This window comes from Pseudomonas sp. 14P_8.1_Bac3 (genome assembly GCF_025466085.1).
Taxonomy (GTDB): domain Bacteria; phylum Pseudomonadota; class Gammaproteobacteria; order Pseudomonadales; family Pseudomonadaceae; genus Aquipseudomonas.
This window is the reverse complement of record NZ_JANLOD010000054.1, coordinates 16,422-43,280: the sequence shown is the minus strand read 5'-3', so window position 1 is coordinate 43,280 and position 26,859 is coordinate 16,422. Positions and strand designations below refer to the sequence as shown.

The following is a 26,859-nucleotide window of genomic DNA, read 5'->3' as shown; positions in this document are numbered from 1 at the left end:
TTAAAATTTGATTTTGACTCAATTATCGGTTGCGCGACCACCCCCGCTCCCACAGGTGCAGCATTACAGAACAAGAAAGTTGTGACCGACTGAGATTGAACCCTGAACCGAGGTCCCATCAACGAACCACTTCACGAGTGAATCGAACATGAGCGCCAACGTCGACCAGAACAACCGACCCGACTACGACACGGTCCTACAGGACATTGCCGATTACGTCCTGAACTTCAACATCGAGTCCAGGGAAGCCTTCGACACTGCCCGCAACTGCCTGATCGACACCCTCGGCTGCGGCCTGCTGGCCCTGCGTTTCCCCGAGTGCACCAAGCACCTCGGCCCGATTGTCGAAGGCACCGTCGTGCCGTTTGGCGCGCGCGTGCCTGGCACCCGTTTACGTCTCGATCCGGTCAAGGCGGCGTGGGACATTGGTTGTATCGTTCGCTGGCTCGACTACAACGACACCTGGCTCGCCGCCGAATGGGGGCATCCGTCCGATAATCTCGGTGGCATTCTCGCGGTGGCCGACCACCTGTCGCAGAAGCGCCTGGCGAATGGCGAGGCACCGCTGACCGTTCGCGCGGTCCTTGAAGCGATGATCATGGCCCACGAGATTCAGGGTGTTATTGCGCTGGAAAACTCCTTCAACCGTGTAGGCCTCGATCACGTCATGCTGGTGAAAGTCGCCTCGACCGCCGTGAGTGCCAAGCTCATGGGCGCCAATCGCGAGCAGCTGCTGTCCGCGTTGTCCCATGCCTTTGCCGACGGCCAGGCGTTGCGCACGTATCGCCATGCGCCGAATGCCGGCTCGCGCAAATCCTGGGCGGCGGGCGATGCGTCCAGTCGTGGCGTGCGTCTGGCTGACATCGCGATGCGTGGCGAGATGGGCATTCCCGGCGTGCTGACGGCGAAGCAGTGGGGCTTCTATGACGTGCTGTTCAGCCACACCAACAACGACCTGGCGCTCAAGCCCGACGACAAGCGTGCCTTCAGTTTCTCCCGGCCGTACGGCAGCTATGTGATGGAAAACGTACTGTTCAAAATCAGCTTCCCGGCGGAGTTCCATGCACAAACGGCGTGCGAAGCGGCGGTCACCTTGCACCCGCAGGTCAGGAACCGTCTGCACGAGATCGACCGAATCGTCATCACCACCCACGAGTCGGCGATCCGCATCATTTCCAAAGTCGGCCCCCTGGCCAACGCGGCGGATCGTGACCACTGCATTCAATACATGACTGCCGTCCCGCTGGCCTTCGGCAACCTGGTGGCCGAGCAGTACGAAGACGACTTCCACGCGTCGCATCCGATCATCGATGTGCTGCGCGAGAAAATGGTCATCGTCGAAGACCCGCAATACACCCGCGAATACCTGGAGGCGGACAAGCGCTCGATTGCCAATGCGATCCAGGTGTTTTTCAAGGACGGTTCGAGCACCGGGAAGGTGGTGGTCGAATACCCGATCGGGCATCGCCGTCGTCGTGCCGAGGGCATTCCGTTGCTGGAGGACAAGTTCAAGGCGAACCTGCTGACACGATTCACCCATCAGCGCAGCGCCGAGATCTTCGACCTGTGCAAGGATCAGGCGCGGCTTGAGGCAACACCGGTTAACCGGTTTGTGGATTTGTTTGTGATTTGAGGGACCGCGTTATCGTTCAATCGCCAGCAGGCTGGCTCCCACAGGGTCTTTGGTGATCACAAATCAACTGTGGGAGCCAGCCTGCTGGCGATGAGGCCAGAGCAGGCAATAGCGAATTACTTGAAACGCCGCTCAACACCTTTTTCAACGAGGATCTTCGCGGAAATTTCTTCAACGGAAAAATGCGTGGAATTGATGTGCGGAATGTTCTCGCGGCGGAACAGGTTTTCCACCTCGCGGACTTCGAATTCGCACTGGGCGTAACTCGAATAGCGGCTGTTGGGCTTGCGTTCGTTGCGGATCGCGGTGAGGCGGTCCGGGTCGATGGTCAGGCCAAACAGTTTGTGCTGGTGGGCGCGCAGGGCGCTTGGCAGGGTCAGGCGTTCCATGTCGTCTTCGGTCAGCGGGTAGTTGGCCGCGCGGATACCGAATTGCATGGCCATGTACAGGCAGGTCGGGGTCTTGCCGCAACGCGAAACGCCGACGAGGATCAGGTCGGCCTTGTCGTAGTAGTGCGTGCGGGCGCCGTCGTCGTTGTCGAGGGCGAAGTTCACCGCCTCGATGCGCTCCATGTAATTGGAGTTGGTGCCGATGGAATGGGACTTGCCGACGGTGTAGGAAGAGTGCTCGGTCAGTTCCTGTTCGAGCGGTGCCAGGAAGGTCGAGAAAATGTCGATCATGAAACCATTGGAGGTCGCGAGGATCTCACGGATGTCCTGATTGACGATGGTGTCAAAGATGATCGGCCGGAAGCCGTCGGTTTCGGCGGCCTTGTTGATTTGTTGTACCATGGCCCGCGCTTTATCCACGTTGTCGATGTACGGCCGCGTGAATTTGCTGAAGGTAATGTTTTCGAACTGCGCCAGGAGGCTTTGACCCAGGGTTTCGGCTGTGATGCCGGTGCCATCGGAGATAAAGAAAGCAGATCGTTTCATTTGCACCTTGGGCCTTAAGCTAGTAACGAATCTTGGATATGATAGGCGCGATTTGCCGGCCGCCATTGGCCCGCATTCTCACTTATTTTCCAGGTCCAGGCCATACAGCTGGCAAATGCTCCTATCGAGCGCCGGCGTCTGAGCTTTTCCAACACAGTTAGTGGAGAGATCACCTTGGTAGAGTACGTAGTTTCCCTCGACAAGCTCGGCAAAGACGACGTTGAGCACGTGGGGGGCAAGAACGCATCCCTGGGCGAGATGATCAGTAACCTTGCAGGTGCCGGTGTATCGGTGCCCGGTGGCTTCGCCACGACTGCTCAGGCTTATCGTGATTTTCTGGAACTGAGCGGTCTGAACGATCAGATCCACGCTGCCCTCGACGCCCTGGACGTCGATGATGTCAACGCCCTGGCCAAGACCGGCGCCCAGATCCGTCAATGGATCATGGAAGCCGAGTTCCCCGAGAAGCTCAACGCCGAGATCCGCACCGCATTCGCCACGCTGTCGGCCGGCAACCCTGACATGGCCGTGGCCGTGCGCTCTTCCGCGACGGCCGAAGACTTGCCGGATGCTTCCTTTGCCGGTCAGCAGGAAACCTTCCTGAACATCCGTGGTGTCGAAAACGTCATTCGCGCCGCAAAAGAGGTGTTCGCCTCCCTTTTCAACGATCGTGCGATTTCCTATCGCGTCCACCAGGGCTTTGACCACAAACTGGTTGCCCTGTCGGCCGGCGTACAGCGCATGGTCCGCTCCGAAACCGGCACCGCCGGCGTGATGTTCACCCTCGATACCGAATCGGGCTTCCGTGACGTCGTGTTCATCACCGGCGCCTACGGCCTGGGTGAAACCGTCGTGCAAGGCGCGGTGAACCCGGATGAATTCTACGTCCACAAAGGCACGCTGGCCGCCGGTCGCCCGGCGATCCTGCGTCGCAACCTGGGCAGCAAAGCGATCAAAATGATCTACGGCGAAGTCGCCACGGCCGGCAAGTCGGTCAAGACCATCGACGTCGACAAGGCCGACCGCGCGCGTTTCTGCCTCACCGACGCCGAAGTCAGCGAGCTGGCCAAGCAAGCGATGATCATCGAAAAGCACTACCAGTGCCCGATGGACATCGAATGGGCAAAAGATGGCGACGACGGCAAGCTCTACATCGTTCAGGCCCGTCCTGAAACCGTGAAGAGCCGCACCCAGGCTAACGTCATGGAACGTTACCTGTTGAAGGAAACCGGCACCGTGCTGGTGGAAGGTCGCGCCATCGGCCAGCGCATCGGCGCCGGCAAGGTCCGCATCATCAAGGACGTGTCCGAGATGGACAAGGTTCAGCCGGGCGACGTACTCGTCTCCGACATGACCGACCCGGACTGGGAACCGGTCATGAAACGCGCCAGCGCCATCGTCACCAACCGTGGCGGTCGTACCTGCCACGCGGCGATCATCGCCCGCGAGCTGGGGATTCCGGCCGTGGTCGGTTGCGGCAACGCCACCCAGCTGTTGAAAGACGGCCAGGGTGTGACCGTGTCCTGCGCTGAAGGCGACACCGGTTACATCTTCGAAGGTGAACTGGGCTTCGACATCAAGAAAAACTCCGTCGACGCCATGCCGGACCTGCCGTTCAAGATCATGATGAACGTCGGCAACCCGGACCGCGCCTTCGATTTCGCGCAACTGCCGAACGCCGGTGTGGGCCTGGCCCGTCTGGAATTCATCATCAACCGCATGATCGGTGTGCACCCGAAAGCGCTGTTGAACTACGACGGTCTGCCGCAGGACATCAAGGACAGCGTCGACAAGCGCATCGCCGGTTACGCCGATCCGGTCGATTTCTATGTCGACAAACTGGTGGAAGGCATCAGCACCCTGGCCGCGGCATTCACCCCGAAAAAGGTCATCGTGCGTCTGTCGGACTTCAAGTCCAACGAATACGCGAACCTGATCGGCGGCAAGCTATACGAGCCGGAAGAAGAAAACCCGATGCTGGGCTTCCGTGGGGCTTCGCGTTACATCAGCGAATCGTTCCGTGACTGCTTCGAACTCGAGTGCCGCGCCCTCAAGCGTGTGCGCAACGAGATGGGCCTGACCAACGTCGAAATCATGGTGCCGTTCGTCCGTACGCTCGGCGAAGCCAGCCAAGTGATCGATCTGCTGGCCGAAAACGGTCTGGCCCGCGGCGAGAACGGTCTGCGCATCATCATGATGTGCGAACTGCCATCGAATGCGATCCTGGCTGAAGAATTCCTCGAATTCTTCGACGGTTTCTCCATCGGCTCCAACGACCTGACTCAGCTGACGCTGGGCCTGGACCGTGATTCCGGGATCATCGCTCACCTGTTCGACGAGCGTAACCCGGCGGTCAAGAAGCTGTTGGCGAACGCGATTGCCGCGTGCAACAAGGCCGGCAAGTACATCGGCATCTGCGGTCAGGGCCCTTCGGACCACCCTGACCTGGCCAAATGGCTGATGGAGCAGGGCATCGAAAGTGTTTCGCTGAACCCTGATTCCGTGCTGGAAACCTGGTTCTTCCTGGCGGAAGGTCAAGCTTCGGCCTGATCACCCCTGTAGGAGCGAGCATGCTCGCTCCTACAGGTTAAGCGACCATCATTCAAGCAGGGCGGGCCCCGACCGGATGCCGCCCTTTTTTGTGCAAGAGCATTATGCAAAGCAGCAGCAACCTATTTCCTGTCGCCCTGATCAGCGCCGAGCGGCGCGGCGATCTGAGCGAAGACGTCTATCGTTTGAAACCCGGCAACAGCCCTGACGGCACCGTCGAGCTGGCGGTTACGCGTCTCGGCCTGGCCGATGAGCCAGCGGTGCGTGGCGTACCAGTGATCTTGTTACACGGCAGCTTTTCCAATCGTCGTTTCTGGTTTTCGCCAAAAGGCCTGGGCCTCGGTGCTTACCTGACGCGCCTGGGCTTCGATGTGTGGATTCCGGAGATGCGTGGCCACGGCCTGTCCCAGCGCAACCAGAGCTACCGCAAGAACCGCGTCGCCGACTACGCACGTTACGACTTGCCGGCCATTGGTGCGTTCGTGCGTGAGCAGAGTGGCCAGGTGCCGCACTGGATCGGTCACTCACTGGGTGGCATAACCCTGGCGGCGGCGCTGGGTGGCCAGTACATCGGTGAGCCGGTGGTGGCCTCCGCAGCGTTCTTCGGTACGCAAGTCAGCCGCACCTATTGGCCGTTGAAGATTCCCCCGGTGGAGTGGAGCGGGCGCTTCATTCTCAAGCGCTTCGCCCAGCTCTCCGGCTCACGGCTCAAACGCGGCTCGGAAGATGAGCCGATTGGCCTGGCCCTGGAAAGCATGCGCTGGTACGGTCTGTTCGGACGCTTCGGCGATGCCGACAAGGACTGGTGGGCCGGATTGGCCGAGGTCCGCGTGCCAGTACTGGCTGTCAGTGCAGTGGGGGATCACCAGGATCCGGCGTGGGCCTGTCGCAAGCTGTTCGACCAGATGGGGTCGGAACAGAAGCAGTTCATCAACCTGGGTCGCGAGCAGGGCTTTGGCGATAATTTCGGTCACGTCGAAATGCTCGTCAGCAAAGCGGCGCAGACGGAGGTGTGGCCGTTGGTGGCGCGCTGGTTGGCCGATCAGCACATGCCGTTGCCGGGAAGCCAGTCGGATTTAGCCGCGGCAGTCTGAGCCCGATGCTCTATCAAGGGCATTCCGCTCTGATCGGCTTGCGGCTAAGCTATGACGCATCAAGCTTTTTCGGTCACTTTGCGACATTCTCGATTGTCTTCCTCTTCACAGGAGTTTCTCGATGAACCATTACCTTACGCCTGACCTGTGCGACGCATATCCGGAACTGGTGCAGGTGCTGGAACCGATGTTCAGCAATTTCGGTGGCCGGGATTCCTTCGGCGGCGAAATCGTGACGATCAAGTGCTTTGAAGACAACTCGCTGGTCAAGGAACAAGCTGAGCTCAAGGGCAATGGCAAGGTGCTGGTGGTCGATGGCGGCGGTTCACTGCGTCGTGCGCTGCTAGGCGACATGATTGCCGAGAAAGCGGCGAAAAACGGCTGGGAAGGGCTGGTGATCTACGGTTGCATCCGCGACGTCGATGTCATCGCGCAAACCGATCTGGGCGTTCAGGCGCTGGCCAGCCACCCGATGAAAACCGAAAAGCGCGGCCTTGGCGACCTCAACGTTGCCGTGACGTTTGCCGGCGTGACGTTCCATCCAGGCCACTACATTTATGCGGACAACAATGGCGTGATCATCTCGCCAAGCCCGCTGAAAATGCCTGAATAACGTTGATCCAGCCAAAGGGGTGAGGATGTTCGAGGAAGAAAACGCGCAGTGGGGGTTGGTGCATGCCCTGGTGCTGGATGGTAAAGGCGGTGCGCGTTCGATAGCCCGGACTGAACTCGATGACTTGCAACTGCAGGCCCATGAAAGCCTGTGGCTGCACTGGGATCGCAGTCACCCGCAAACCCAGACCTGGCTGCGCAAATCCAGCGGTCTGAGTGAATTCAGCTGTGATCTGCTGCTGGAAGAAAATACCCGTCCACGTCTCTTACAGCTTTCCGACAGCGAACTGCTGCTATTTTTGCGTGGGGTAAACCTGAACCCGGGCGCCGAGCCGGAAGACATGGTGTCGGTGCGGATCTTTGCTTCGGCACAGCGTGTGATTTCCCTGCGTTTAAGGCCATTGCGTGCCACCGATGAGTTGCTGGTGCAGCTCGCCGAAGGCAAGGGGCCGAAAACGGCCTCCGAGCTCATCCTCTATATGGCTCAGTACCTCACCAACAAGGTGCAGGATCTGATCAGTTGCCTCTCGGAAGTGGTCGATGAGGAAGAAGAAAAGCTGGATGCCGACGAACGGTATACACCCGAACATGGCTCCATTTTGCAGATACGTCGCAGGGCCGCTGCGCTTAAACGATTCCTTGCGCCGCAGCGGGATATTTTCGCTCAACTGACACGGATAAAATTGCCGTGGTTTGTCGAGGACGATGGTGATTACTGGAACGAATTGAACAACAGCCTGACCCGCTATCTCGAGGAGCTGGAGTTGACCCGGGAGCGGGTGGGGCTGGTCCTGGAGGCTGAAGACCGGCGTTTGAGCGTGCGCATGAACCGCACGATGTACCGTTTCGGAATCATCACCGGGATCTTTTTGCCGATGAGTTTTCTGACCGGTCTGCTGGGTATCAACGTGGGTGGCATACCGTTCTCTGCCAGCCCTTACGGCTTCCTGATTGCCTGCTTGATGATGGTCTCGGTGGCACTGGGCCAGTGGTGGTTATTCCGACGTTTGCGCTGGGTCTGACGATGAGGCATGTGACCCGTGCAAATCTGGCCGCGTCTTTCACAGACATCACGAGAGGTGCGTATGCACGATCCGTTTGAACAGTCTTTGCGTGACATGCTGAACGCTTCGCCGTCCACCCGGGACGACGATGCCTGCCTCGGCCGTGTCCTGAAAACCGCCAATCGCCAGGTTGGCGCTGGCGATCTGTTCAGCCTGCTGGGCCGCTGGTTGCCCGCGCTGATGATCGCCTTGAACAATGGATCGGCCCATGTGTCGCCGGTCTCCCGTCATCGTAAACCTACCGTTCGCACTGCTGATAAGGCTGATTGAATATGGAACTTGATCTCTGGACACAGAGCCTCGTCACTGCAATGACTGCGTTATGGACCAAGGTTGCAAACTTCATTCCGAACCTGTTCGGCGCACTGGTCGTGCTGCTGCTGGGTTTCGTCGTTGCGAAACTTCTGGATACTTTGCTGTCCAAGTTGCTCGCCAAGCTGGGGCTCGACCGCCTGATGGGCGGCACCGGTCTGACAAAATTATTGTCCCGGGCCGGCCTCCAGGTGCCGATCTCGACGCTGATCGGCAAGATCGTCTATTGGTTCGTTCTGCTGATTTTTCTGGTTTCGGCCGCAGAATCCCTTGGACTTGAGCGAGTTTCAGCTACGCTGGATATGCTTGCGTTGTATTTGCCGAAGGTATTCGGTGCCGCGCTGGTATTGCTGGTGGGTGTATTGCTGGCGCAACTGGCCAATGGGCTGGTGCGCGGGGCGGCTGAAGGAGTAGGGCTGGACTACGCCGCCGGGCTGGGGCGAATTGCCCAAGGCCTGGTTATTATCATCAGCATTTCGGTGGCGATCAGCCAGTTGGAGGTCAAGACTGACCTGCTCAACCATGTGATCGTGATCGTATTGATTACCGTTGGTCTGGCGGTTGCGCTGGCCATGGGCTTGGGAAGCCGGGAAATTGCCGGGCAGATTCTTGCGGGAATCTATGTGCGTGAGTTGTATCAGGTTGGGCAACAAGTGCGTGTTGGCGAGGTCGAAGGTCAGATCGAAGAGATCGGCACGGTTAAAACCACATTGCTGACCGATGAGGGTGAGCTAGTCTCTCTCTCCAATCGGATCCTCCTGGAGCAGCATGTGAGTAGCCGCTAATCCGGCAAACCCTGCTAATGTATGCCGCCGCAAAAATGCCCTGAAAGGGCTGCGGCGGACATTGACCTGACTGTCGGCCCGACTTGTTTTGAATAAAGCTCAATCGCTCTCCACGCGCTACGACCCCCGCGAGCTCTCTGATGAGGAGTTGGTCGCGCGCTCGCATACCGAGCTGTTTCACGTAACGCGCGCCTATGAAGAATTGATGCGGCGTTACCAGCGAACATTATTTAACGTCTGTGCACGATATCTTGGGAACGATCGCGACGCGGACGATGTCTGTCAGGAAGTGATGTTGAAGGTGCTGTATGGACTGAAGAACTTCGAGGGGAAATCGAAGTTCAAGACATGGCTATATAGCATCACGTACAACGAATGCATCACGCAGTATCGGAAAGAACGGCGAAAGCGTCGCTTGATGGACGCTTTGAGTCTTGACCCGCTGGAAGAAGCGTCTGAAGAAAAGGCGCCGAAACCGGACGAAAAGGGTGGACTCGATCGCTGGCTGGTGTATGTGAACCCGATTGACCGAGAAATTCTGGTGCTACGATTTGTCGCAGAGCTGGAGTTTCAGGAGATCGCAGACATCATGCATATGGGCTTGAGTGCAACAAAAATGCGGTACAAACGTGCTCTAGATAAATTACGTGAGAAATTTGCAGGCATTGCTGAAACTTAGTTCGGCGCAAATATCTCTTACGTGTAGGCAAGTTCTGATAGAATTGCCGCCGAGTTGTCCCCCGGTTTGCGGGACTGCTTCACAATCACCAGATGGGGATTTAACGGATGAAACTGAAAAACACCTTGGGCTTGGCCATTGGTTCTCTTATTGCAGCCACTTCGTTCGGCGCGCTGGCACAAGGCCAAGGCGCAGTTGAAATCGAAGGCTTCGCCAAGAAAGAACAGTTCGATAGCGCTCGTGACTACAAGAACAACGGCAACCTGTTCGGTGCCTCTGTAGGCTACTTCATCACTGACGACGTTGAACTGCGTCTGGGCTACGACGAAGTGCACAACGTGCGTTCCGACGACGGTCGTAACATCAAGGGCGCGAACACCGCTCTGGACGCTCTGTACCACTTCAACAACCCTGGCGACATGCTGCGTCCGTACGTATCGGCTGGTTTCTCCGATCAAAGCATCGGCCAGAACGGTTCCGGCGGTCGCGATCGCTCCACCTTCGCCAACGTTGGCGGCGGTGCCAAGTTGTATTTCACTGACAACTTCTACGCCCGTGCCGGCGTTGAAGCTCAGTACAACATCGACAAAGGCGACACCGAGTGGGCTCCAAGCGTCGGTATCGGTGTGAACTTCGGTGGCGGCTCCAAGCCTGCTGCTGCTCCAGTTCCAGCACCTGCTGAAGTCTGCTCCGACAGCGACAACGATGGCGTTTGCGACAACGTTGACAAGTGCCCGGACACCCCAGCCAACGTAACTGTTGACGCTGATGGCTGCCCAGCAGTTGCTGAAGTTGTTCGTGTTGAGCTGGACGTGAAATTCGACTTCGACAAGTCGGTAGTCAAGCCTAACAGCTACGGCGACATCAAGAACCTGGCTGACTTCATGAAGCAGTACCCAGCGACCACCACTACTGTTGAAGGTCACACTGACTCCGTCGGTCCTGACGCTTACAACCAGAAACTGTCCGAGCGTCGTGCAAACGCCGTTAAGCAAGTTCTGACCAACCAGTACGGTGTTGAAGCTTCCCGCGTTCAGTCTGTTGGCTACGGCGAATCCCGCCCAGTTGCTGACAACAAAACTGAAGCTGGTCGCGCTGTAAACCGTCGCGTAGAAGCGCAGGTTGAAGCTCAAGCTAAGTAATTAGCCCGCAGCTCTGAGAAAAGCCCGGCTTAGGCCGGGCTTTTCTTTGCCTGCGATTTGGTGAAAGAGGGCGGGTTCGGATTGACGGCGTCCGGTCATCGCGGGCAATCATCCGAGGGTGTCAGCCCAACATTTCACTCATTTCACTCATCGCAATAATCTTGCCTGCCCGGGTTTCATCAGCTTTCCATCAGGACTTCCCGCGCCCGTTCTTTCATCCTGCCGAACCTTCATCGTCAGGCCGCAAAGGAGGTTGGCGTGCACACCATCACATTCCCTGATGCTCGTTCCGGCGAGCGCGTGTTGCACCTGCGTGTCAGCGAATCGACCCTGCTGCTGGACTCGGTGCAACACCATCGACTGCCTGCAGGCTGGGAAGGGCTGATCGCGGTCGGCGAGGCCCTGCAAATGTGCGGCGGCTGCGTGCAGGTGCGGCCGCTGTCTGAATCGCTCCTGGTGAAACTACAGGTGTTTATCGACCTCGGTGATGCGCAGATCGACCAACGGCCGCGCCATGGCTTGTGGGCGATGCTGCCGGTGACTCACGAAGCTGTCCGGTCAGAGCGCGCACTGGAGCGTTGGTACATCGAGCAGGCCATGGGCGGCAGTCCGGCGTTTCAGCGTTTCGCCGGCGTGCTGCGGCATACCGAGAGTTACGGGCTTGTACGCTTCCTGCTTGAGCAGGGCACGCGCAGTGAAAAACTGACCGACCTGGCGCAACGCTATGGGGTGTCGGTGTCGCATTTTCGTCGACTGTGCCACCAGGCGCTGGGGAGCGCGGCCAAACCGGCCTTGCGCGGTTGGCGCACGGCCAGGGCGCTATTGAACATGAGCTTGCAGGAGGGCTCGCTGACCGACGTCGCCCTGGAATTCGGCTTCGCTTCGTCTTCGCACTTCTCCAAGGAAATCCGCGAACTGGTGGGCTTCACACCGAGCAGTCTCTCGGACATCACCTTCCTGCCGGGCAAGTGAGCCGATGAACCGCCGATCGATCACGCTGTTGTCCCTCTGCCTAATCACTGGATGGCTGTTCGCGCCATTGGCCGCGCAGGCCACCGTCTATCAGTTCGAGGCCCGTGAACAGAGCGCGCGCACTTTTTTCAGCGAGCTGTCCGGCCCGCTGGGCAAACCGGTCATCGTCAGCAAAGCCGCCGCGGCCAAGCGCATATCCGGGACGTTCGATCTGCTTGAAGCTCAACAAACCTTTGAGCGAACCGCCGCGAAAATGGGCCTGATCTGGTACAGCGACGGCCAGGCCATTTATCTGTACGACGCCGCGGAACTGAAAAGCTCGATGGTGTCGCTGCAAACCCTGACGGTGGCGAAACTCCAAGCGTTCCTCGAACGCTCCGGCTTGCACGATCGCCGTTATCCCCTGCGTCATGATGGCCTGCGCACGTTCCACGTATCCGGTCCGCCGATGTATGTCGATCTGGTGACGCAAGCCGCCAGCTTGATGGATAACCAGCGCTCGGAACTGCTGCTGGGCAAGCAACAGATCGGCGTGATTCAGGTGCGCAACACCTTCGTCAGCGACCGCAAATACGAGCTGCGCGACGACAAGGTGACCATTCCCGGGCTGGCGACGGTGATCGAAGCGTTGCTGCGCGGCGAGCGCAACGGTGTCGAACCCGCCGTGGCGCAAGCGCCGCCATCGCCGGGCCTGATGCCGGCGTTTCCCTTGGCCGGCCTGGCCAGTGCTGCGTCGGATCAGGGCCCGTCCGCGCCGCGCATCCTCGCGCGCGACACCGCCGCCGGCAACATTCGCGTCGTGGCCTATCCCGATACCAACAGCCTGCTGGTCAAGGGCCTGCCTGAGCAGGTGCACTTCATCGAGAACCTCGTCAGCGCGCTGGACGTGCCCAAGCGCCACGTAGAGCTGTCGTTGTGGATCATTGACCTGCACAAGGACGAACTCAATCAACTGGGGATCAACTGGCAAGGCGGGCTGAAGTCGGGCGGCAAACTCACCATGTCGCTTAACGCGGGATCGACGACCACCCTCGATGGCGCGTCGTTCGTGATGCAGATCATGGCGCTGGAACGCACCAGCCGGGCGAATGTGGTGTCGCGGCCGATGATCCTGACCCAAGAAAACGTGCCGGCGATTTTCGACAACAACCGCACGTTTTACGCGCCACTGGTGGGCGAGCGCAGTGTCGATTTGCAGCACGTGACCTACGGCACGCTCGTCAGCGTGTTGCCGCGTTTCGCCCAGGCGGACGAGATTGAAATGTCGCTCACGATCGAAGACGGCAACGAAATCGAAAACCCTGGCCAGGGCGAACGAGCGAACGCGCTGCCAACGGTCGGCCGTACCCGGATCAGCACGGTGGCGCGGGTTCCACCGGGTAAAAGCCTGCTGGTGGGCGGTTTCACGCGCGACGATCATGGCGAGCAGATTGGCCGGATTCCGCTGCTGGGCTCAATTCCGTGGATCGGTCGGCTGTTCAGCTATCGGCAGAGTCGCTCGGCGAATACCGTGCGAGTCTTCCTGATCCAGCCCAAGGAAATTAGTGGTGCGCTAGCGCCGTCCGTCATCGAGCCGCCGTCGCAGTTGCTGACTCCGGAACAGCACGAACGGCTGCGACGCAGTTACTTCCGGGCCTCTGAAAAATGATCTTGCCGCCGGTATCCACCAGCGGGCGGGCGGCCCAGGCACGGCTGAATGCCGAGAAGGCGGCCGAGCATCCGCAACCACAGGCGACGGCGGATGCCGATCTGGAGGACAGCGGCACGGCAGCTGTTGCGCAGCGTCTGGTGCAAATCAGCGATGAAATGTCCGCGGCGTTGACGCAGTTTCGTGCTCGTCGGCACTTCGAACTGAAGTCCGACAGCCTGACCGACACCTTCGAAAGAGTGCTGGACGACGACACCCTGCCCAAGGTGCGGCCGATCCTCGCCCTGGCGCGGCTCGCTGATAAACCTATCGCCTGGTTGCTGCAAATGGCGCGCAAGCTGTTCGCCGATGACAGCGACCTGACGTTGGTCCTGCGCGCACTGTTGCGCCGCAAAAGCCTGGAGAAGACCACCCGCCAGCGCCTCGAAACCCTGGTGCAAACGGTGGTCGCCCAAGCGTCTCCCAAGCGCCTGAACGCCGGCATCAACGCGGCGCTCAAGGCGCGGATGTTCGGCAGGAGCATGGCCGTGCGCGCGGCGTTGTTGCGCGAAACGTACCGGGATTTTCTCGAGTCCGATGAAGGCCCGGTCAGCTGTTATCAGGACTGGATTGCCCAGTACGGCTCGAGTCAGCGCAGCGACGTACTGGCCTTCATCGAGGCAGCGCTGCTCACCGATATCAGCGCCCAGGACCCCAGTTGCTCGCGCATGGAATTTGGCCAACTGTTCGCCCGGCTGACCGACCTCAAACGCCTGCGCTCTGCCGATGCACTGTTCATCGGCGGTCTTCTCGGCGATGTACTGATCTGCCAGCACAACCCGGATGAATCCGACTGGCTGGTGTTCCTGTTCGGTCTGCTGAGCTACCCGGATGAACTCGACCAGTTGCTGCTGGGCGTGCTCGGTGAGCGGGTGCTGCTGAGCGCGCACCGTGAACGCTCGACGCTGCTGCAGACGGTACGGCGGTTCAGCCTGCAACTGCCGCTGTCGCTGTTCGTCGATGAAGACGCGCCGCAACGTCTGGCGCAGCAGTTCTCGCGTCTGGCGGACATTGCCTTCGCCCACGAAGGCATCGCGCATCGGCGTCCTGGCGGTGGCTCATGATTGTCTCGCGGAGCTGACCGGCCATGCTCAATGTGTTTTTGCGCAACGTCAGCGCTCGCCCGGAACTGCTGATCCTGACCCTCATGGTGATGATCATCGCCATGCTGATCATTCCGTTGCCGACCGTGCTGGTGGATTTCCTCATCGGCCTGAACATCGTCATTTCGTTGCTGGTGTTCATGGGCTCGTTCTACATCGAACGCATCCTCAGCTTTTCCACATTTCCGGCGTTGCTGCTGCTGACCACCTTGTTTCGCCTGGCGCTGTCGATCAGCACCAGCCGCTTGATCCTGAGCCAGGCGGATGCGGGGGAGATCATCGCCTCGTTCGGCGAATTCGTGATCGGTGAAAGCCTGGTGGTGGGCTTCGTGATTTTTTCCATCGTCACCATTGTCCAGTTCATCGTCATCACCAAAGGCTCGGAGCGGGTCGCCGAAGTCGCGGCACGCTTCTCGCTGGACGGCATGCCGGGCAAGCAGATGAGCATCGACGGTGACCTCAAGGCGGGCGCCATGACCGCCGAGGAAGCCAAGGAAAAACGCAGCGTGCTGGAGCGTGAAAGCCAGTTGTACGGTTCGTTCGACGGCGCGATGAAGTTCATCAAGGGTGACGCGATCGCCGGCATCATCATCATTTTCGTCAACTTCATCGGCGGCATGGCCATCGGTGCCGGGCAGATGGGCATGGACATGTCGACGGCCCTGTCGACCTACACCTTGCTGACCATCGGCGATGGCCTGGTCGCGCAGATTCCGGCGTTGCTGATTGCCATCGGCGCCGGCTTCATCGTCACCCGCGTCAACGGCGACGACAGCAACCTGGGGCGCAACATGCTGGCGCAGATGCTCGGCAACCCGTTCGTGATGGGTGTCACCGCGGTGCTGGCGGTGGGTGTTGGCTTGCTGCCGGGTTTCCCGCTGCTGACCTTTCTGCCCATTGCCGCGTTGCTGGCGCTGGTGGTGTTTATCCGTCAGCGCAAAGCCTCACGCGTCGCCGACTCCAGTGAAAGCCACGCTGCCGCCAGCGATCCCGGCGCGCAGCAAACCGGCTCGGGGTTACTGGAAGACATCGACAACATCGCCACGGAAACCGTCGCCCTGATGTTGCTCGTGCCGACGGCGCAATTCGACGCGTTGACCAAGGCCCGTTGGGCCGCGCGCTTTCGCAGCCAGTTTTTCGTCGACTACGGGCTGCGTATTCCCGAGCCGCAATTTCGCGCCAGCGAGGCATTGTCGGCGCATCAAGTGGCCGTGCTGATCAACGAGGTGCGCGCCGAGCAGTTCGACATCCATTTCGATCACTGGCGTTTGCTCGACTACTCGCCGGACCTTGATTCCCTGGGGTTCAACCTGGTGCGCGGCAACGACAGCAATCGCCTCGGCAGTGTCTGGGTCAACGCCGCCGACCACGAACGGGTGCAGCAACTGGGCTATCAACTGCGCCCGGCGGACGAGGAATGTTATCGCTGCCTGGTCACCTTGCTGGCGCGCAATATCCAGGAGTTTTTCGGCGTGCAGGAGACCAAGCAACTGCTCGACGAAATGGAGAGCCGCTATCCCGACCTGCTCAAGGAAGTCTATCGCCACGTCACGGTGCAGAAGATCGCCGAGGTCCTGCAACGGCTGATCGGCGAGCGCATTTCCGTGCGCAACATGAAGCTGATTCTCGAATCCCTGGCCCATTGGGCGTCGCGGGAAAAGGACGTGCTGGCGCTGGTCGAGCATGTGCGCGGCGCGATGGCGCGCTACATCAGCAACAAGTTCGCCCACGGCAATGACCTGCGCGTGCTGCTGTTGTCGCCGGAGTTCGAAGAGGTGGTGCGCCGGGGCATCCGGCAAACCTCCGGCGGCAGTTTCATCAACCTCGAACCGGCGGAGTCGGAAGAATTGATGGACCGCCTCAGCGTGGGCCTCGACAGCCTGCACATTGCGCAGAAGGACATGGTGCTGCTGTGTTCGGTGGATGTGCGGCGCTACATCAAGAAGCTGATCGAAGGGCGGTTCCGCGAGCTGGACGTGATGTCGTTCGGCGAAATCTCCGAGACCATCTCGGTCAACGTCATCAAGACCCTCTGAGGAAACCCGACAATGATCCCCATCGATATCGCCGACCTGCTGCGTGACGCGCTGCGCCACAGTGGTTGCGTGGACAGCCAGATAGGCCACTTCGACAGCCACAGCACCATCGAGATGCGCATGAACAACCTGCCCGATGTCAACGTAGCGGTGGTGGAGGGCGATGTGTGGATCTGGGCGGCCGTCGCGCAGGCGACCCCCAACGTCATGACCCATTGCGCGTTCGACTTGATGCAGTTCCTGCTGGAAGGTCAGCGATTTCCCCGCACCGGACAGTTGCACCTGTGCGAAGTCCAGGGCCAGCTCGAACTGCGCCTGATGGCCAATGACCTCGCGTTGAGTGACGCCGAGCATTTTGCCCAGGCCCTGGACGGTTTTGTGCAGTCAGTCGAAACCCTGTGCGACCTGTTGCGCCGATGAGCCTGCGCCTGGAGCGGCACGCGGCCCACCCTTTGCGCTTGAGCGGTCCGTTGCTGGAAGCGGCGCTGGAGGGTGTGGTCATCGGTGAAGTCTGCGAAGTGCGCCGCCATTGGCGTTCACCGCAGGTGGCGGCCAGGGCGCAGGTCATCGGCTTCAAGCCTGGCGCGGTGGTGCTCAGTCTGCTCGGCGATGGCAAAGGGTTGTCGAGGGAATCGATGATCGTACCGACCGGCTCGACCTTGCGCCTGAGTTGCAGCGATGCCTTGCTCGGCAGCGTGGTCGATCCGCAAGGCAACATCGTCGAGCGACTGGCGCCGTCGACAGTTGTGGTGCCGCAGGATTATTCGGTGGACGCCGACCCGCCGGCGTACCACCAGCGCCGGCCAGTCGCCGAGCCGTTGAACACCGGTATTCGCGTCATCGATGGTTTGCTGACCTGCGGAGTCGGTCAGCGCATCGGTATTTTTGCCGCGGCCGGGTCCGGCAAAACCACGTTGATCAACATGCTGATCAGCCACGGTGAGGCCGATGTTTTTGTCATCGGTTTGATCGGCGAGCGTGGACGGGAAGTGACCGAGTTCATCGAGCACCTGCGCCAGTCGCCGACGCGATCGCGTTGCGTGGTGGTGTTTGCCACCTCGGATGTTTCCTCGGTGGATCGTTGCAACTCGGCGTTGCAGGCCACGACCATCGCCGAGTATTTCCGCGACCGGGGCCGGCGTGTGGTGCTGCTGCTGGACTCGCTGACCCGATACGCCCGCGCCCGCCGCGACCTGGCGCTGGCCGCCGGCGAAGCACCGGCGCGGCGCGGGTATCCGGCCTCGGTGTTCGATGCCTTGCCGCGTTTGCTGGAGCGGCCCGGCGTCACCGCATCCGGCAGCATCACCGCGTGGTACACGGTGTTGCTGGAGAGTGACGACGAGCCGGACCCGATCGCCGAAGAGATTCGTTCGATTCTCGACGGCCATGTCTACCTCAGCCGTGCGCTGGCAGCGAAGGGGCATTACCCGGCGATCGACGTGTTGCGCAGCGTCAGCCGCGTGGCAACCCAGGTGAGCAGTGGGCAGGTGCAGCACCTGGCCGCCGCGACCCGGGAAACCCTGACCCGTCTGGAACAGTTGCAGATCTTCCTCGACATGGGCGAGTACGCCCAGGGCGCCGATCCCGCCAACGACCGGGCCCTGCAACGTCGCGATGCCTTGACCCACTGGTTGCGTCAGCCGACGGGCGAATATTGCGCGCCGGAAGAAACCCTGCGGAGCCTGCATGAACTCATTGCCTGAGCGGCGACGCCTGTTGGCGCTCAGCCAGTTTCGCCAACAGCGTGGCGAGCAGGCGGTGCGGCGCACCCGCCAGCAGCTACAGCCGCTGCGCCAGGAACTGGCCGGTTTCGAGGAACAAGAGGTCTCGCTGCAAAGCCTGCTGGCCAGCCATCGGGCCAGTGATTGCGTGCTCGATCATGGGCAATTGCTGGCGTTGCTGCGCACCCAGGCGGTGATCCGTCGGCAGATCGATCGGGTGCGCCTGGAGCGCGATCGCGTGGACGGCGAATGCCAGCAATTTGAACGGGCCTTGCAGGAGCAGCGCGAGCATCTGCGGTTGTTGCAGGGCAAACACGACACGTACGCACGGTCGGTGCAGCAGCTGTTGCGCGAGCAACGGCTCGAGCAGGTACGCCGGGAAGAACGGGAGATGGAAGAGATGAATGGGGTTCGGCGATGAAGGATATGTCCGCGGTTGCGGCGGGATCGGCTTACGTGCCGGTCTCTGACAGCGATGGGGTTGTGGATGAGCGGCCAGACTGCCGGGTCCCGGCGCAAGAGGATGAGTTGCCGCAAGGGGTGCTTGATTTGCTGGCGGCGCTAAGCGTGCGTCAGCAGGGTTCAGAGTTTCGTGGAACGCCAGGACGCCTTCGCGAGCAGGCTCGCTCCCACGGGGAAGCGCATTCCACGGGTTTGGATTTTCGTGGGCCGTCAGGACGCCTTCGCGAGCAAGCCCGCTCCCACAAGGAAATGCATTCCAATGTGGGAGTGCAGGAGACCCACTCTCACAAGGAAATGCATTCCAGTGTGGGAGTGCAGGAGACCCACTCTCACAAGGAAACGCCATCCGATGTGGGAGTGCAGGAGGCCCACTCTCACAGGGAAACGCCATCCGATGTGGGAGCGAGCCTGCTCGCGAAGGCGACCGGACAGGCGCCAATCACTTCCCGGGAAGCATCGCGAGTGTCCACCGACGTGCCACTGCCCGAAATACTGATCCTCCACAGCGTGCGCCCTGCATTTTCGGCTGCACCTGTTCCTCTGCTCCAGGCCCCACCCACCCGGCCAGCCCCCGACGTGAAAGCCGAAACCCTGCCCGATTCGAACCGCGGCCCCCTGCAAATCCCCTTCAACAAAGGCCCCGTCAGCGGACAAATAACCATCACCCGGGAACCCGACGAACCCGCGCGGCCACTGCTGCTCAGCCCGAGCAACACCCAGGTCTTCGATCAACTCAAGGCCCCTTTCGAACACGTCCGCGACCCTGGCTGGCGGCTGACCGACAGCGGCGGGGAGCAGCAACAGCGGGACTCTCGTCAGCCACAGGAAGAACCTGAGCACGAAGAGTCACCGACATGAACGCGCTGAAGTTGCGCCGGGTCGACGCGTCGGCACACGCCCGCACGCAAACCGTCCAGCGCTGGCAGCGCGCCGGCCACCGTGCAGGCCAGGGCAAGCCGGCGCGGCAGCCCGGTTATCTACGGTTTTGCGCCCGTGGCGTCGAAGCCGACTGGCACGGCCTGATCTTGGCCCATGACTGGCTGCATCAGGCCCTGCCGCAGTTGCGTTCGCTGCTGACAAGCGAATGCCCGCTCGGCCGTATCGTCGAGCTCTTTCAGGCCGTACCGCAACCCTTGCCGTCGGAGGTGGACGAGTTGCGATACCGCGAGCTGTTCGACATCGAATGGATCGCCCCGGCCGATCTGCCGACCCACGACTTGCCCTGGATAGACACGGCACGAGGGCGAGTGTGGCTGACGCAAATGCCGCCACCGCGCAGCGTCATCAGCCCCGTGAAACCTGCAGGTTGGCTGCGGGATTTACCGCTGCGCCTGGAACTGATCCTGGGCGTCAGCCACCTGACTGACGCAAGCCGCGCGCGTCTGGCCAAGGGCGACGTGCTGCGCATCCTGCATCGCACGGATGAGTGTCGGTTGGCCGAGCGCCGCATTGGCGTTTTCACGTTCACCGAAGAGGGACTGCACATGCAAACGACCGTTACCGATCCAGATCAACCCACCGACGTGGACACCGGGCTGCCCGCGCTGCCAGTGCGCCTTGAGTTCGTGCTTGCCACCCATGACACCGACCTCGGCACACTGTCGCAGATCATCGAAGGCCAGCTCATTCCGTTGGCGACCGACGCCGTGCGGCACATCGAGATTCGCGCCAACGGCAAGCCCGTCGCCCGTGGCGAACTGGTGCAGCTGTACGATCACTTGGGCGTCGAAGTGCTCGAGGTTTACCGGCGCATTTGCGCGGAACAGCGCAATGAATGACGTCTCGCTGATCGCACTGCTGGCCTTCGCGTCGCTGCTGCCCTTCCTGGTGGCGGCCGGCACCTGCTACATCAAGTTTTCCATTGTGTTCGTGATCGTGCGTAACGCCTTGGGTTTGCAGCAGGTGCCGTCGAACATGACGCTCAACGCGATTGCCTTGATGCTGGCGATCTTCGTCATGACCCCGGTCATGAAGCAGGGCTACGGCTACTACAAGGAAGAAGCGGTGGCCTTCACCGATATCGAATCGGTGGTGAATTTCGCCGAGAACGGCCTGGGCGGCTACAAGGACTATCTGCGCAAGTACACCGACCCCGAACTGGCACTGTTCTTCGAGCGTGCGCAAGCGGCTCAGGACGATGACGAGAGCCGCGCGCCCGTCGATGCAGACCTCGCACCCTCGCTGTTTGCGTTGTTGCCGGCCTACGCGCTGAGTGAAATCAAAAGCGCTTTCAAGATCGGTTTTTACCTGTACCTGCCGTTCGTGATCGTCGACCTGGTGATCTCCAGCATCCTGCTGGCGCTGGGCATGATGATGATGAGCCCGGTGATCATCTCGGTGCCGATCAAGCTGGTGTTGTTCGTCGCGCTGGATGGCTGGGCGCTGTTGTCCACCGGGCTGGTCAAGCAATACCTGACGTTGCTGACGTAGGGCCGGCCATGAACGACCTGGTCTATGCCGGCAACAAAACCCTGTACCTGATTTTGCTGATGGTGGCGTGGCCGATCATTGTCGCCACGGTGGTCGGCCTGGTGGTCGGGTTGATCCAGACCGTGACCCAGTTGCAGGAGCAGACGCTGCCCTTCGGTTTCAAATTGCTGGCGGTCGCGGCGTGCCTGTTTCTGCTCTCGGGCTGGTACGGTGAAACCCTGCTCGATTTCAGCCGTGAAGTCATGCGCCTGGCGTTGGGTTAGACCGATGTCGGTGACGTTGTTTTTCGACCTGTACGGCGCGTTCGCCGCCGTACTTCTGGGCTTCGCGCGGCTCGCGCCGATTTTTTTCATGCTGCCGTTTCTCAACAGCAGCGTGCTGACCGGGGCGCCGCGTCAGGCGGTCATCGTGTGGGTGGCGTTGGGGTTCTGGAGCTACGTCGGCGTGCCATTGCCACGCCTCGACGCGCTGGCTTTTTTTGCACTGTTGCTGCGTGAGGCCGGCATTGGTGTGCTGCTCGGGTGCCTGTTGTGCTGGCCGTTCTGGGTCCTGCATGCGATGGGCAACCTGATCGACAACCAGCGCGGAGCGATGCTCAGCAGTACCGTGGACCCGGCCAACGGCGTCGATACCTCGGAGCTGGCGAACTTTCTGCAACTGTTCGCCGCCGCGGTGTATCTCGAAGGCGGCGGCATGTTGTTGATGCTTGAAACCGTGGGCCACAGTTATCGCATTTGTGCACCGGTCAGCGGATGTGAGGTGCAGTGGCCGGCGGTGTTCAGCCTGCTCGATGCCTTGGTCAGCAAGACCCTGGTGATCAGCGCGCCGGTGGTGGCGACCTTGTTGGTCAGCGAGGCGCTGCTGGGTCTGCTCTCGCGCTACGCGCCGCAGATGAACGCGTTCTCGGTGTCGCTGACGGTCAAGAGCCTGGTGGCGCTGGTGGTGCTGATGCTGTATTTCGGCGTGCACCTGCCGGATGAAGTGCTGCGCATGGGCGCGAGGTCCGAGACGCTTGAGCACTATCTGGATGGCGGCGGGGGGGAGGGCGATGTCGTCCAGCGCTTCGAAGACTGAGAAGCCCACCGCCAAGCGTTTGCGCGATGCCTCACGCAAGGGCCAGACGTTCAAGGCCAAGGACCTGGTGGTCACCTGCCTGACCCTGTGCGGCATCAGCTACATGGTGTTCAACAGCTCACTGCTGGAGGTCATGGAAGTCTATCGCAGGATCATCGCCAGCGACTTTGACGCCGACCTGCAGAAGTATTCGGCGATGCTGGTGCTCATCGGGCTGAAGGCGCTGCTGCCGCTGTTGCTGGTGTGCGTGCTGACTAGCGCCGTACCGGCTTTATTGCAAAGCGGATTTGCCCTGGCCAGCGAAGCGTTGAAGCTGAATTTCGGCGCATTGAGCCCGATCAATGGCTTCAAAAAACTGTTCAGCCTGCGCACGGTCAAGGACACGGTCAAAGCGCTGTTGTACCTCGGCAGTTTTGCCCTGGCGCTGTGGCTGGTCTGGGTCACGCAGCGACAACTGCTGTTTGCCCAGTTGTTTGCCCAGGCCCCGGACCTGTTCGCGATCTGGGCCCATTTGCTGCTGGTGCTGGTGCTGGCGTTTCTGGCCTGCGTGCTGTTGATCGTCGTGCTCGATGCGTTGAGCGAATACTGGTTGTTCATGAAAGACCAGATGATGGACAAGGATTCGGTCAAGCGCGAACACAAGGAGCAGGACGGTAATCCGGAGATCAAGGGCCGTCGGCGTGACCTGCACCTGGAGTTGCTGTCGGAGCAGGTGAAGTCCGATGTGCGCAGCTCGCGGATGATCATCGCCAATCCCGTGCACATCGCCATCGGCGTGTATTTCCGCCCGGAAATCACCCTGCTGCCGTTCATCTCGCTGATGGAAACCAACCAGCGCGCGTTGGCGGTGCGTGCCTATGCCAGGGAGGTCGGGGTGCCGGTGATCAACGACGTCGCGTTGGCCCGACGCATCTTCAAGACCCACCAGCGCTATAGCTTCCTGCAGGTGCAGGAAATCGAGGAAGTGCTGCGCCTGTTGATCTGGTTGGAACAGGTCGAGCAGGCCTGACCCCGCCCCCTGTAGGAGCGAGCTTGCTCGCGATGGTCGTTAACGATGACGCTGGATGCCTGACACCCCAGCGGTGCTCTCGGGTTCATCGCGAGCAAGCTCGCTCCTACAGGGGGCGGGGGATCGCGGGGATGAGCGCAATTTGGCAGCGTGCCCGACCGCGCTTTGGCTCAATGCAGCCGTCAGCAACGCTGGCGTTTTTTCAGGAGTGAGGCCGATGAGTCGCGACAACCAACAAGGCGAGCAGGTCGCTCTGGGCATCGTCGATGCCGTCCTCGCGGGGGCGCCGTTGAAGGATGTGCAGGGCCTGAGCGATGAGCACATGGACGGCCTGTATGCCTTCGCGTTCCAGTTCTACGAGCAGGGCCGGCTGGACGATGCCGAGAAGTTCTTTCACTTCCTGTGCATCTACGATTTTTACAACAGTCAGTACTGGATGGGACTGGCTGCGGTGCATCAACTCAAGCAGAACCATCAGAAGGCTATCGACCTGTATGCCATCGCCTTCGCCCAGGGCAAGAACGACTACCGGCCGATGTTCTACACCGGCCAGTGCCAGCTCGCGCTGGGGCGGATCGGCAAGGCCAGATTGTGCTTCGACTACGTGATCGAGCAGGCCACGGAAGAGGACCTGCGCAGGCAGGCCGAGGTGTACCTGGACACCTTGGCGCAGATTGAAAAGGACCGTTCGGAGACTGAACATGAGTGAAATCAAAAGCACATTGAACCCGGCGTTGACGGGCGGTTTCGGCCGTTCCGAGGCCTTTGAGATCTACGGCAAAGCCGCCAGCGAGGCGGCGCGAACCCTGGACTATCAGAAGGCGGGGCAGGAAGCGCTGGCCGGGCTGATGTCGGTGAAGTACGACGGTGAGCACGGCAAATCCAATGCAGTGGCGGGGCGGCCGCAGCTGTATCCGCCACTGGCGCGACCTACCGAAAAAGAATCGGACGCTGATCTGTTCACTTTGCTGATGGCGATGATCAGCGAGCTGCTCGGCGAGGTCGATGTCAACAAGCTGAAAAACCGCCTGGCGATGTTGCAGAGCATGGCCGGCGCCAAACAGCAGGGCTACGAAAAACTCGCGGCGGAGTATGCCGCCGCAGTGGCGGCGCTCGAAGCGGCGGAGGGCACCGTCGGCGGCAGCCAGGCACAGCTTGAGAAACTGCGTGAGCGCGTGCAGCAGGTCCAGGGGCTGCTGGATGAAAGCGAGGCCCGGCTGGCCAGGCTCGACCCTGAATCACCCGAGTACGCGAGCGAGTTGGCGCGCCGTGACCAACTCAAAGGCGAGCTGACGGGCGTTACCCAGACCCTGCAGAAAGCCTCCGAGGCCCACCTGAAACTGATCGAGACCGCCAACGCCGCCGCGAAAGTCCTGGCGGCGGTGACCGGCAAAGTCGTCGAGGCCGGGCTCGATCACCCGCCGATCAGGCAAACCGATGAAAAGGCCCTGAGCAGCAGCGCGCTGGCCTTGCTGAATCGCCTGAAGATCATCGAGCTGTTGGGTGAGACGGCGCAGAACGAAGAAGCGCTCAATCAGCAGCTGTTCCAGGAGCTGCAAGCCAAACTCCAGGAAAAAATGCAGCGCGAGTCGGACAAGTACCTGGAAGAGGTGCGTAAAGCCGAAGCCCTGCAGAAGACCATGGGCTGCATCGGCAAGCTCGTGGGCGCCCTGGTGTCCATCGCGACCGTGGTCGCCGGCGTCCTGACCGCCAACCCGGTGCTCATCGCGGTGGGCGTGATCGGTGCTGCGGTGATGATTGCCGACGAGGTGGTCAAGGAACTCACGGGCACGTCGTTCATGGCCGAGGTGATGAAACCGCTGATGAGCGTGATGCAGGAAGCCATCAAGCTGTTTGCCGCGCTGTACACCCAGGCGCTGATGGCGTTCGGCGTCGATGCCGAGACGGCGAAGGACATCGGCCAGATCGCCGGCATGATTGCCGGCATCGCCGCCACCGTGGCCGCCATCGCCCTGGCTGCGGTGGTGGGCGTTCAGGTGGTCGGGCCGATGATCGGCACGGTGGCGTCAAAACTGGCGTCCGTGGTGGCGCAGGCCGCACCCGCCGCGGTGCAGGCGATGAAACAGCTGGCGTCCTCGGTCGGCAATACGCTGACCCAGATGCTCAGCCAATTGCGCAGCTTCATCACCCGAGGCGCTGACTCCGTCACCGTCGCCCGCTTCGCCGCCCGCCTGGAAATGGCTCAGGCCTTGACTGAAGGCTTCGGCGTAGGTGCGCAGGGTGTGCTCGGTGTCCGCAGCGGGGTGCATCAATCCCAGGCGGCGGAGGCCCTGGCCGACGTGCGGGTACGCATGGCGATCAGCGAAGAAATCACCGCCTACCTGACGCAACTGGTCGAGAACTACGGCAAGGCGATGCAGGACCGGGCCCGGCAGATCGAACATGTTTTTGCCGATCTGCAAGGCAGCCATAACGCGCGCGTGCAGATAGCCCGGCGCGTTTGAATCCACACATAAAAGGAATTTCTCATGATCACCAGTGGTGTTTCCGCGTTCCGTCCTTTCCTCCACACACAATCGACGACGGTGGCGGAAAAAGCCTTTCAGCCGCCTGAAAAATCAGCATTGAAGGACAGGGTCGGCCAGGGTCAGGTTCTCGACAACCCCGGCACACCAAGCTCCTCGGCTGCGCAACTGGGGCGCGACATCAACGCCTACCCGCCCAGCGAATCCGACTGGCAAGACTTCGTTGCCGCCACGCTCATGGTCAGCGATGAAGTGCGCAATGATCTGATCTTCGATCCCGGTGCCTGGGAAAAACACGCGAACGTCCTGGTCGCCGCGATCATTGCATTGAACGTCGCACGGGTCGCCAATGCGCAATTGCGCGGGCATTTCGGCGTGATGGCGGCCGACGCCGCCAAGTCCCAAGGTGCAGCCATCGTCGAGTCCGGCAAAGCCGCCATGTACAGCGCCATCACGGCGGCGCTGGTCTCCGGAGTCATTGCCGGGTTTTCCATGGTCAAGACCCTTCAAGGGCAAGGGCTCAAACACGCCGATATCAACCTGCACAAACGTAATGCCCTGGAGGCCGGCACTGTCGAGCGTGATCTGAAAATCGCTCGCGCCCGCGATGATTGGGATCCGCAGACCACCTACAAACTCACCGTGTTCGACGATTTCGGTCGGACGAAAGTGGTCGACTTCAAACCCGAGGGCTCGATCCTGACGGCGAGGGAACAGGCCTGGTTCGACGCGCAAATCATCAAGACCGCGAACGTCGGCCAGACCTCGGACTGGTTGAGCCAGATGGGCAGCAAGGGCGTCGAGAAAAAACTCGAGTTCGGTCGCGCGCTGAGCGCGATGTCAATGAGCATGAGCCAGCTGGTGTCGAGCATGGTGCGGATGGCCGAGCACGCCGCCCGCGAGAAAGAAGTGCTGCAACAGAGTGCCCAGAGCACCCAGAAAAGTTTGAGTGACGAGGTCGGACAAAAAGACTCGGCGGATGCGGCGCTGTTGCAGAAATTCATGGACATCGTCATGCAGATACTTCAATCGCGGATTGAAGTCATCGGCAAGATCGTTTGAGGGGGAGAACA

The 26,859-nt window shown here is 60.6% G+C and carries 26 protein-coding genes; 25 read left to right on the top strand and 1 reads right to left on the bottom strand.

Going from position 1 to position 26,859, the window contains the following annotated elements; all coding sequences use genetic code 11:
- The first annotated feature begins 148 nt into the window (after nucleotides 1-148).
- On the top strand, nucleotides 149-1,633 hold the full coding sequence (gene prpD / locus NTD84_RS17460; RefSeq protein ID WP_262167801.1) for a 2-methylcitrate dehydratase: 1,485 nt from the start codon (nucleotides 149-151) through the stop codon (nucleotides 1,631-1,633).
- A 116-nt stretch (nucleotides 1,634-1,749) separates the two neighbouring features.
- Here prpD and NTD84_RS17455 read toward each other — a convergent pair whose 3' ends face one another.
- On the bottom strand, nucleotides 1,750-2,568 hold the full coding sequence (locus NTD84_RS17455) for a pyruvate, water dikinase regulatory protein (protein WP_201196270.1): 819 nt from the start codon (nucleotides 2,566-2,568) through the stop codon (nucleotides 1,750-1,752).
- 174 nt (nucleotides 2,569-2,742) lie between these two features.
- On the opposite strand from NTD84_RS17455, the gene ppsA reads away from it, so the two are divergent.
- From ppsA to NTD84_RS17335, 24 genes are all read left to right on the top strand, one after another.
- Nucleotides 2,743-5,118 carry a phosphoenolpyruvate synthase gene (gene ppsA / locus NTD84_RS17450; protein WP_262167797.1) on the top strand — a complete coding sequence of 792 codons (2,376 nt, stop codon included), beginning with the start codon at nucleotides 2,743-2,745 and terminating at the stop codon, nucleotides 5,116-5,118.
- A gap of 104 nt (nucleotides 5,119-5,222) precedes the next feature.
- A complete protein-coding gene (locus NTD84_RS17445) occupies nucleotides 5,223-6,212 on the top strand; it encodes a lysophospholipase (RefSeq protein ID WP_262167794.1) in 990 nt (329 codons plus the stop codon).
- Between the two features lie 121 nt (nucleotides 6,213-6,333).
- On the top strand, nucleotides 6,334-6,825 hold the full coding sequence (gene rraA, locus NTD84_RS17440; protein WP_262167792.1) for a ribonuclease E activity regulator RraA: 492 nt from the start codon (nucleotides 6,334-6,336) through the stop codon (nucleotides 6,823-6,825).
- Nucleotides 6,826-6,850: 25 nt separating this feature from the next.
- Nucleotides 6,851-7,846 (top strand): zinc transporter ZntB, encoded by a 996-nt coding sequence (locus NTD84_RS17435; RefSeq protein ID WP_262167790.1) that lies wholly within the window; start codon nucleotides 6,851-6,853, stop codon nucleotides 7,844-7,846.
- 63 nt (nucleotides 7,847-7,909) lie between these two features.
- The gene (locus tag NTD84_RS17430) at nucleotides 7,910-8,158 is read left to right on the top strand and encodes a hypothetical protein (protein ID WP_007944521.1); all 249 of its coding nucleotides are present in this window, start codon (nucleotides 7,910-7,912) and stop codon (nucleotides 8,156-8,158) included.
- Between the two features lie 2 nt (nucleotides 8,159-8,160).
- On the top strand, nucleotides 8,161-8,985 hold the full coding sequence (locus NTD84_RS17425; protein ID WP_008027407.1) for a mechanosensitive ion channel family protein: 825 nt from the start codon (nucleotides 8,161-8,163) through the stop codon (nucleotides 8,983-8,985).
- An 88-nt stretch (nucleotides 8,986-9,073) separates the two neighbouring features.
- Entirely contained in the window at nucleotides 9,074-9,664 is a 591-nt protein-coding gene (sigX, locus tag NTD84_RS17420) for an RNA polymerase sigma factor SigX (RefSeq protein ID WP_262167783.1), read from the top strand.
- 107 nt (nucleotides 9,665-9,771) lie between these two features.
- Nucleotides 9,772-10,806 (top strand): OmpA family protein, encoded by a 1,035-nt coding sequence (locus tag NTD84_RS17415; protein WP_262167781.1) that lies wholly within the window; start codon nucleotides 9,772-9,774, stop codon nucleotides 10,804-10,806.
- A gap of 267 nt (nucleotides 10,807-11,073) precedes the next feature.
- Entirely contained in the window at nucleotides 11,074-11,778 is a 705-nt protein-coding gene (locus NTD84_RS17410) for a helix-turn-helix domain-containing protein (protein WP_262167804.1), read from the top strand.
- A 4-nt stretch (nucleotides 11,779-11,782) separates the two neighbouring features.
- Nucleotides 11,783-13,426, top strand: coding sequence for a type III secretion system outer membrane ring subunit SctC (gene sctC / locus NTD84_RS17405; protein ID WP_262167779.1), 1,644 nt, complete (start codon nucleotides 11,783-11,785; stop codon nucleotides 13,424-13,426).
- Nucleotides 13,423-14,529 (top strand): type III secretion system gatekeeper subunit SctW, encoded by a 1,107-nt coding sequence (gene sctW, locus NTD84_RS17400; RefSeq protein WP_262167777.1) that lies wholly within the window; start codon nucleotides 13,423-13,425, stop codon nucleotides 14,527-14,529. Before sctC ends, sctW begins: the two co-directional genes overlap by 4 nt.
- A gap of 23 nt (nucleotides 14,530-14,552) precedes the next feature.
- On the top strand, nucleotides 14,553-16,604 hold the full coding sequence (locus tag NTD84_RS17395; protein WP_262167774.1) for an EscV/YscV/HrcV family type III secretion system export apparatus protein: 2,052 nt from the start codon (nucleotides 14,553-14,555) through the stop codon (nucleotides 16,602-16,604).
- Nucleotides 16,605-16,616: 12 nt separating this feature from the next.
- Nucleotides 16,617-17,024, top strand: a complete 408-nt coding sequence (locus tag NTD84_RS17390; RefSeq protein WP_262167771.1) for an Invasion protein B family — start codon at nucleotides 16,617-16,619, stop codon at nucleotides 17,022-17,024.
- Nucleotides 17,021-18,307 carry a type III secretion system ATPase SctN gene (gene sctN, locus NTD84_RS17385; RefSeq protein ID WP_262167769.1) on the top strand — a complete coding sequence of 429 codons (1,287 nt, stop codon included), beginning with the start codon at nucleotides 17,021-17,023 and terminating at the stop codon, nucleotides 18,305-18,307. The genes NTD84_RS17390 and sctN overlap by 4 nt, the downstream gene beginning before the upstream one ends.
- Entirely contained in the window at nucleotides 18,291-18,746 is a 456-nt protein-coding gene (locus NTD84_RS17380) for a type III secretion protein (RefSeq protein ID WP_262167767.1), read from the top strand. Before sctN ends, NTD84_RS17380 begins: the two co-directional genes overlap by 17 nt.
- The gene (locus NTD84_RS17375; RefSeq protein WP_262167764.1) at nucleotides 18,743-19,645 is read left to right on the top strand and encodes a hypothetical protein; all 903 of its coding nucleotides are present in this window, start codon (nucleotides 18,743-18,745) and stop codon (nucleotides 19,643-19,645) included. The genes NTD84_RS17380 and NTD84_RS17375 overlap by 4 nt, the downstream gene beginning before the upstream one ends.
- On the top strand, nucleotides 19,642-20,565 hold the full coding sequence (locus tag NTD84_RS17370; RefSeq protein ID WP_262167762.1) for a FliM/FliN family flagellar motor switch protein: 924 nt from the start codon (nucleotides 19,642-19,644) through the stop codon (nucleotides 20,563-20,565). The genes NTD84_RS17375 and NTD84_RS17370 overlap by 4 nt, the downstream gene beginning before the upstream one ends.
- Complete coding sequence (locus tag NTD84_RS17365) at nucleotides 20,558-21,217, top strand: EscR/YscR/HrcR family type III secretion system export apparatus protein (protein ID WP_262167760.1); 660 nt, start codon at nucleotides 20,558-20,560, stop codon at nucleotides 21,215-21,217. Before NTD84_RS17370 ends, NTD84_RS17365 begins: the two co-directional genes overlap by 8 nt.
- A gap of 8 nt (nucleotides 21,218-21,225) precedes the next feature.
- On the top strand, nucleotides 21,226-21,480 hold the full coding sequence (locus NTD84_RS17360; RefSeq protein WP_128607088.1) for an EscS/YscS/HrcS family type III secretion system export apparatus protein: 255 nt from the start codon (nucleotides 21,226-21,228) through the stop codon (nucleotides 21,478-21,480).
- Between the two features lie 4 nt (nucleotides 21,481-21,484).
- Nucleotides 21,485-22,291: a type III secretion system export apparatus subunit SctT gene (gene sctT, locus NTD84_RS17355; protein WP_262167757.1), complete on the top strand. Its 807-nt coding sequence runs from the start codon at nucleotides 21,485-21,487 to the stop codon at nucleotides 22,289-22,291.
- A complete protein-coding gene (locus NTD84_RS17350; RefSeq protein ID WP_262167755.1) occupies nucleotides 22,266-23,300 on the top strand; it encodes an EscU/YscU/HrcU family type III secretion system export apparatus switch protein in 1,035 nt (344 codons plus the stop codon). The genes sctT and NTD84_RS17350 overlap by 26 nt, the downstream gene beginning before the upstream one ends.
- 217 nt (nucleotides 23,301-23,517) lie before the next feature.
- The gene (sicA, locus tag NTD84_RS17345; RefSeq protein WP_262167753.1) at nucleotides 23,518-24,009 is read left to right on the top strand and encodes a type III secretion system translocator chaperone SicA; all 492 of its coding nucleotides are present in this window, start codon (nucleotides 23,518-23,520) and stop codon (nucleotides 24,007-24,009) included.
- Nucleotides 24,002-25,765 carry a type III secretion system translocon subunit SctE gene (gene sctE / locus NTD84_RS17340; RefSeq protein ID WP_262167751.1) on the top strand — a complete coding sequence of 588 codons (1,764 nt, stop codon included), beginning with the start codon at nucleotides 24,002-24,004 and terminating at the stop codon, nucleotides 25,763-25,765. The genes sicA and sctE overlap by 8 nt, the downstream gene beginning before the upstream one ends.
- Before the next feature lie 24 nt (nucleotides 25,766-25,789).
- Entirely contained in the window at nucleotides 25,790-26,848 is a 1,059-nt protein-coding gene (locus tag NTD84_RS17335) for a cell invasion protein (RefSeq protein ID WP_262167749.1), read from the top strand.
- The last annotated feature ends 11 nt before the right edge of the window (nucleotides 26,849-26,859 follow it).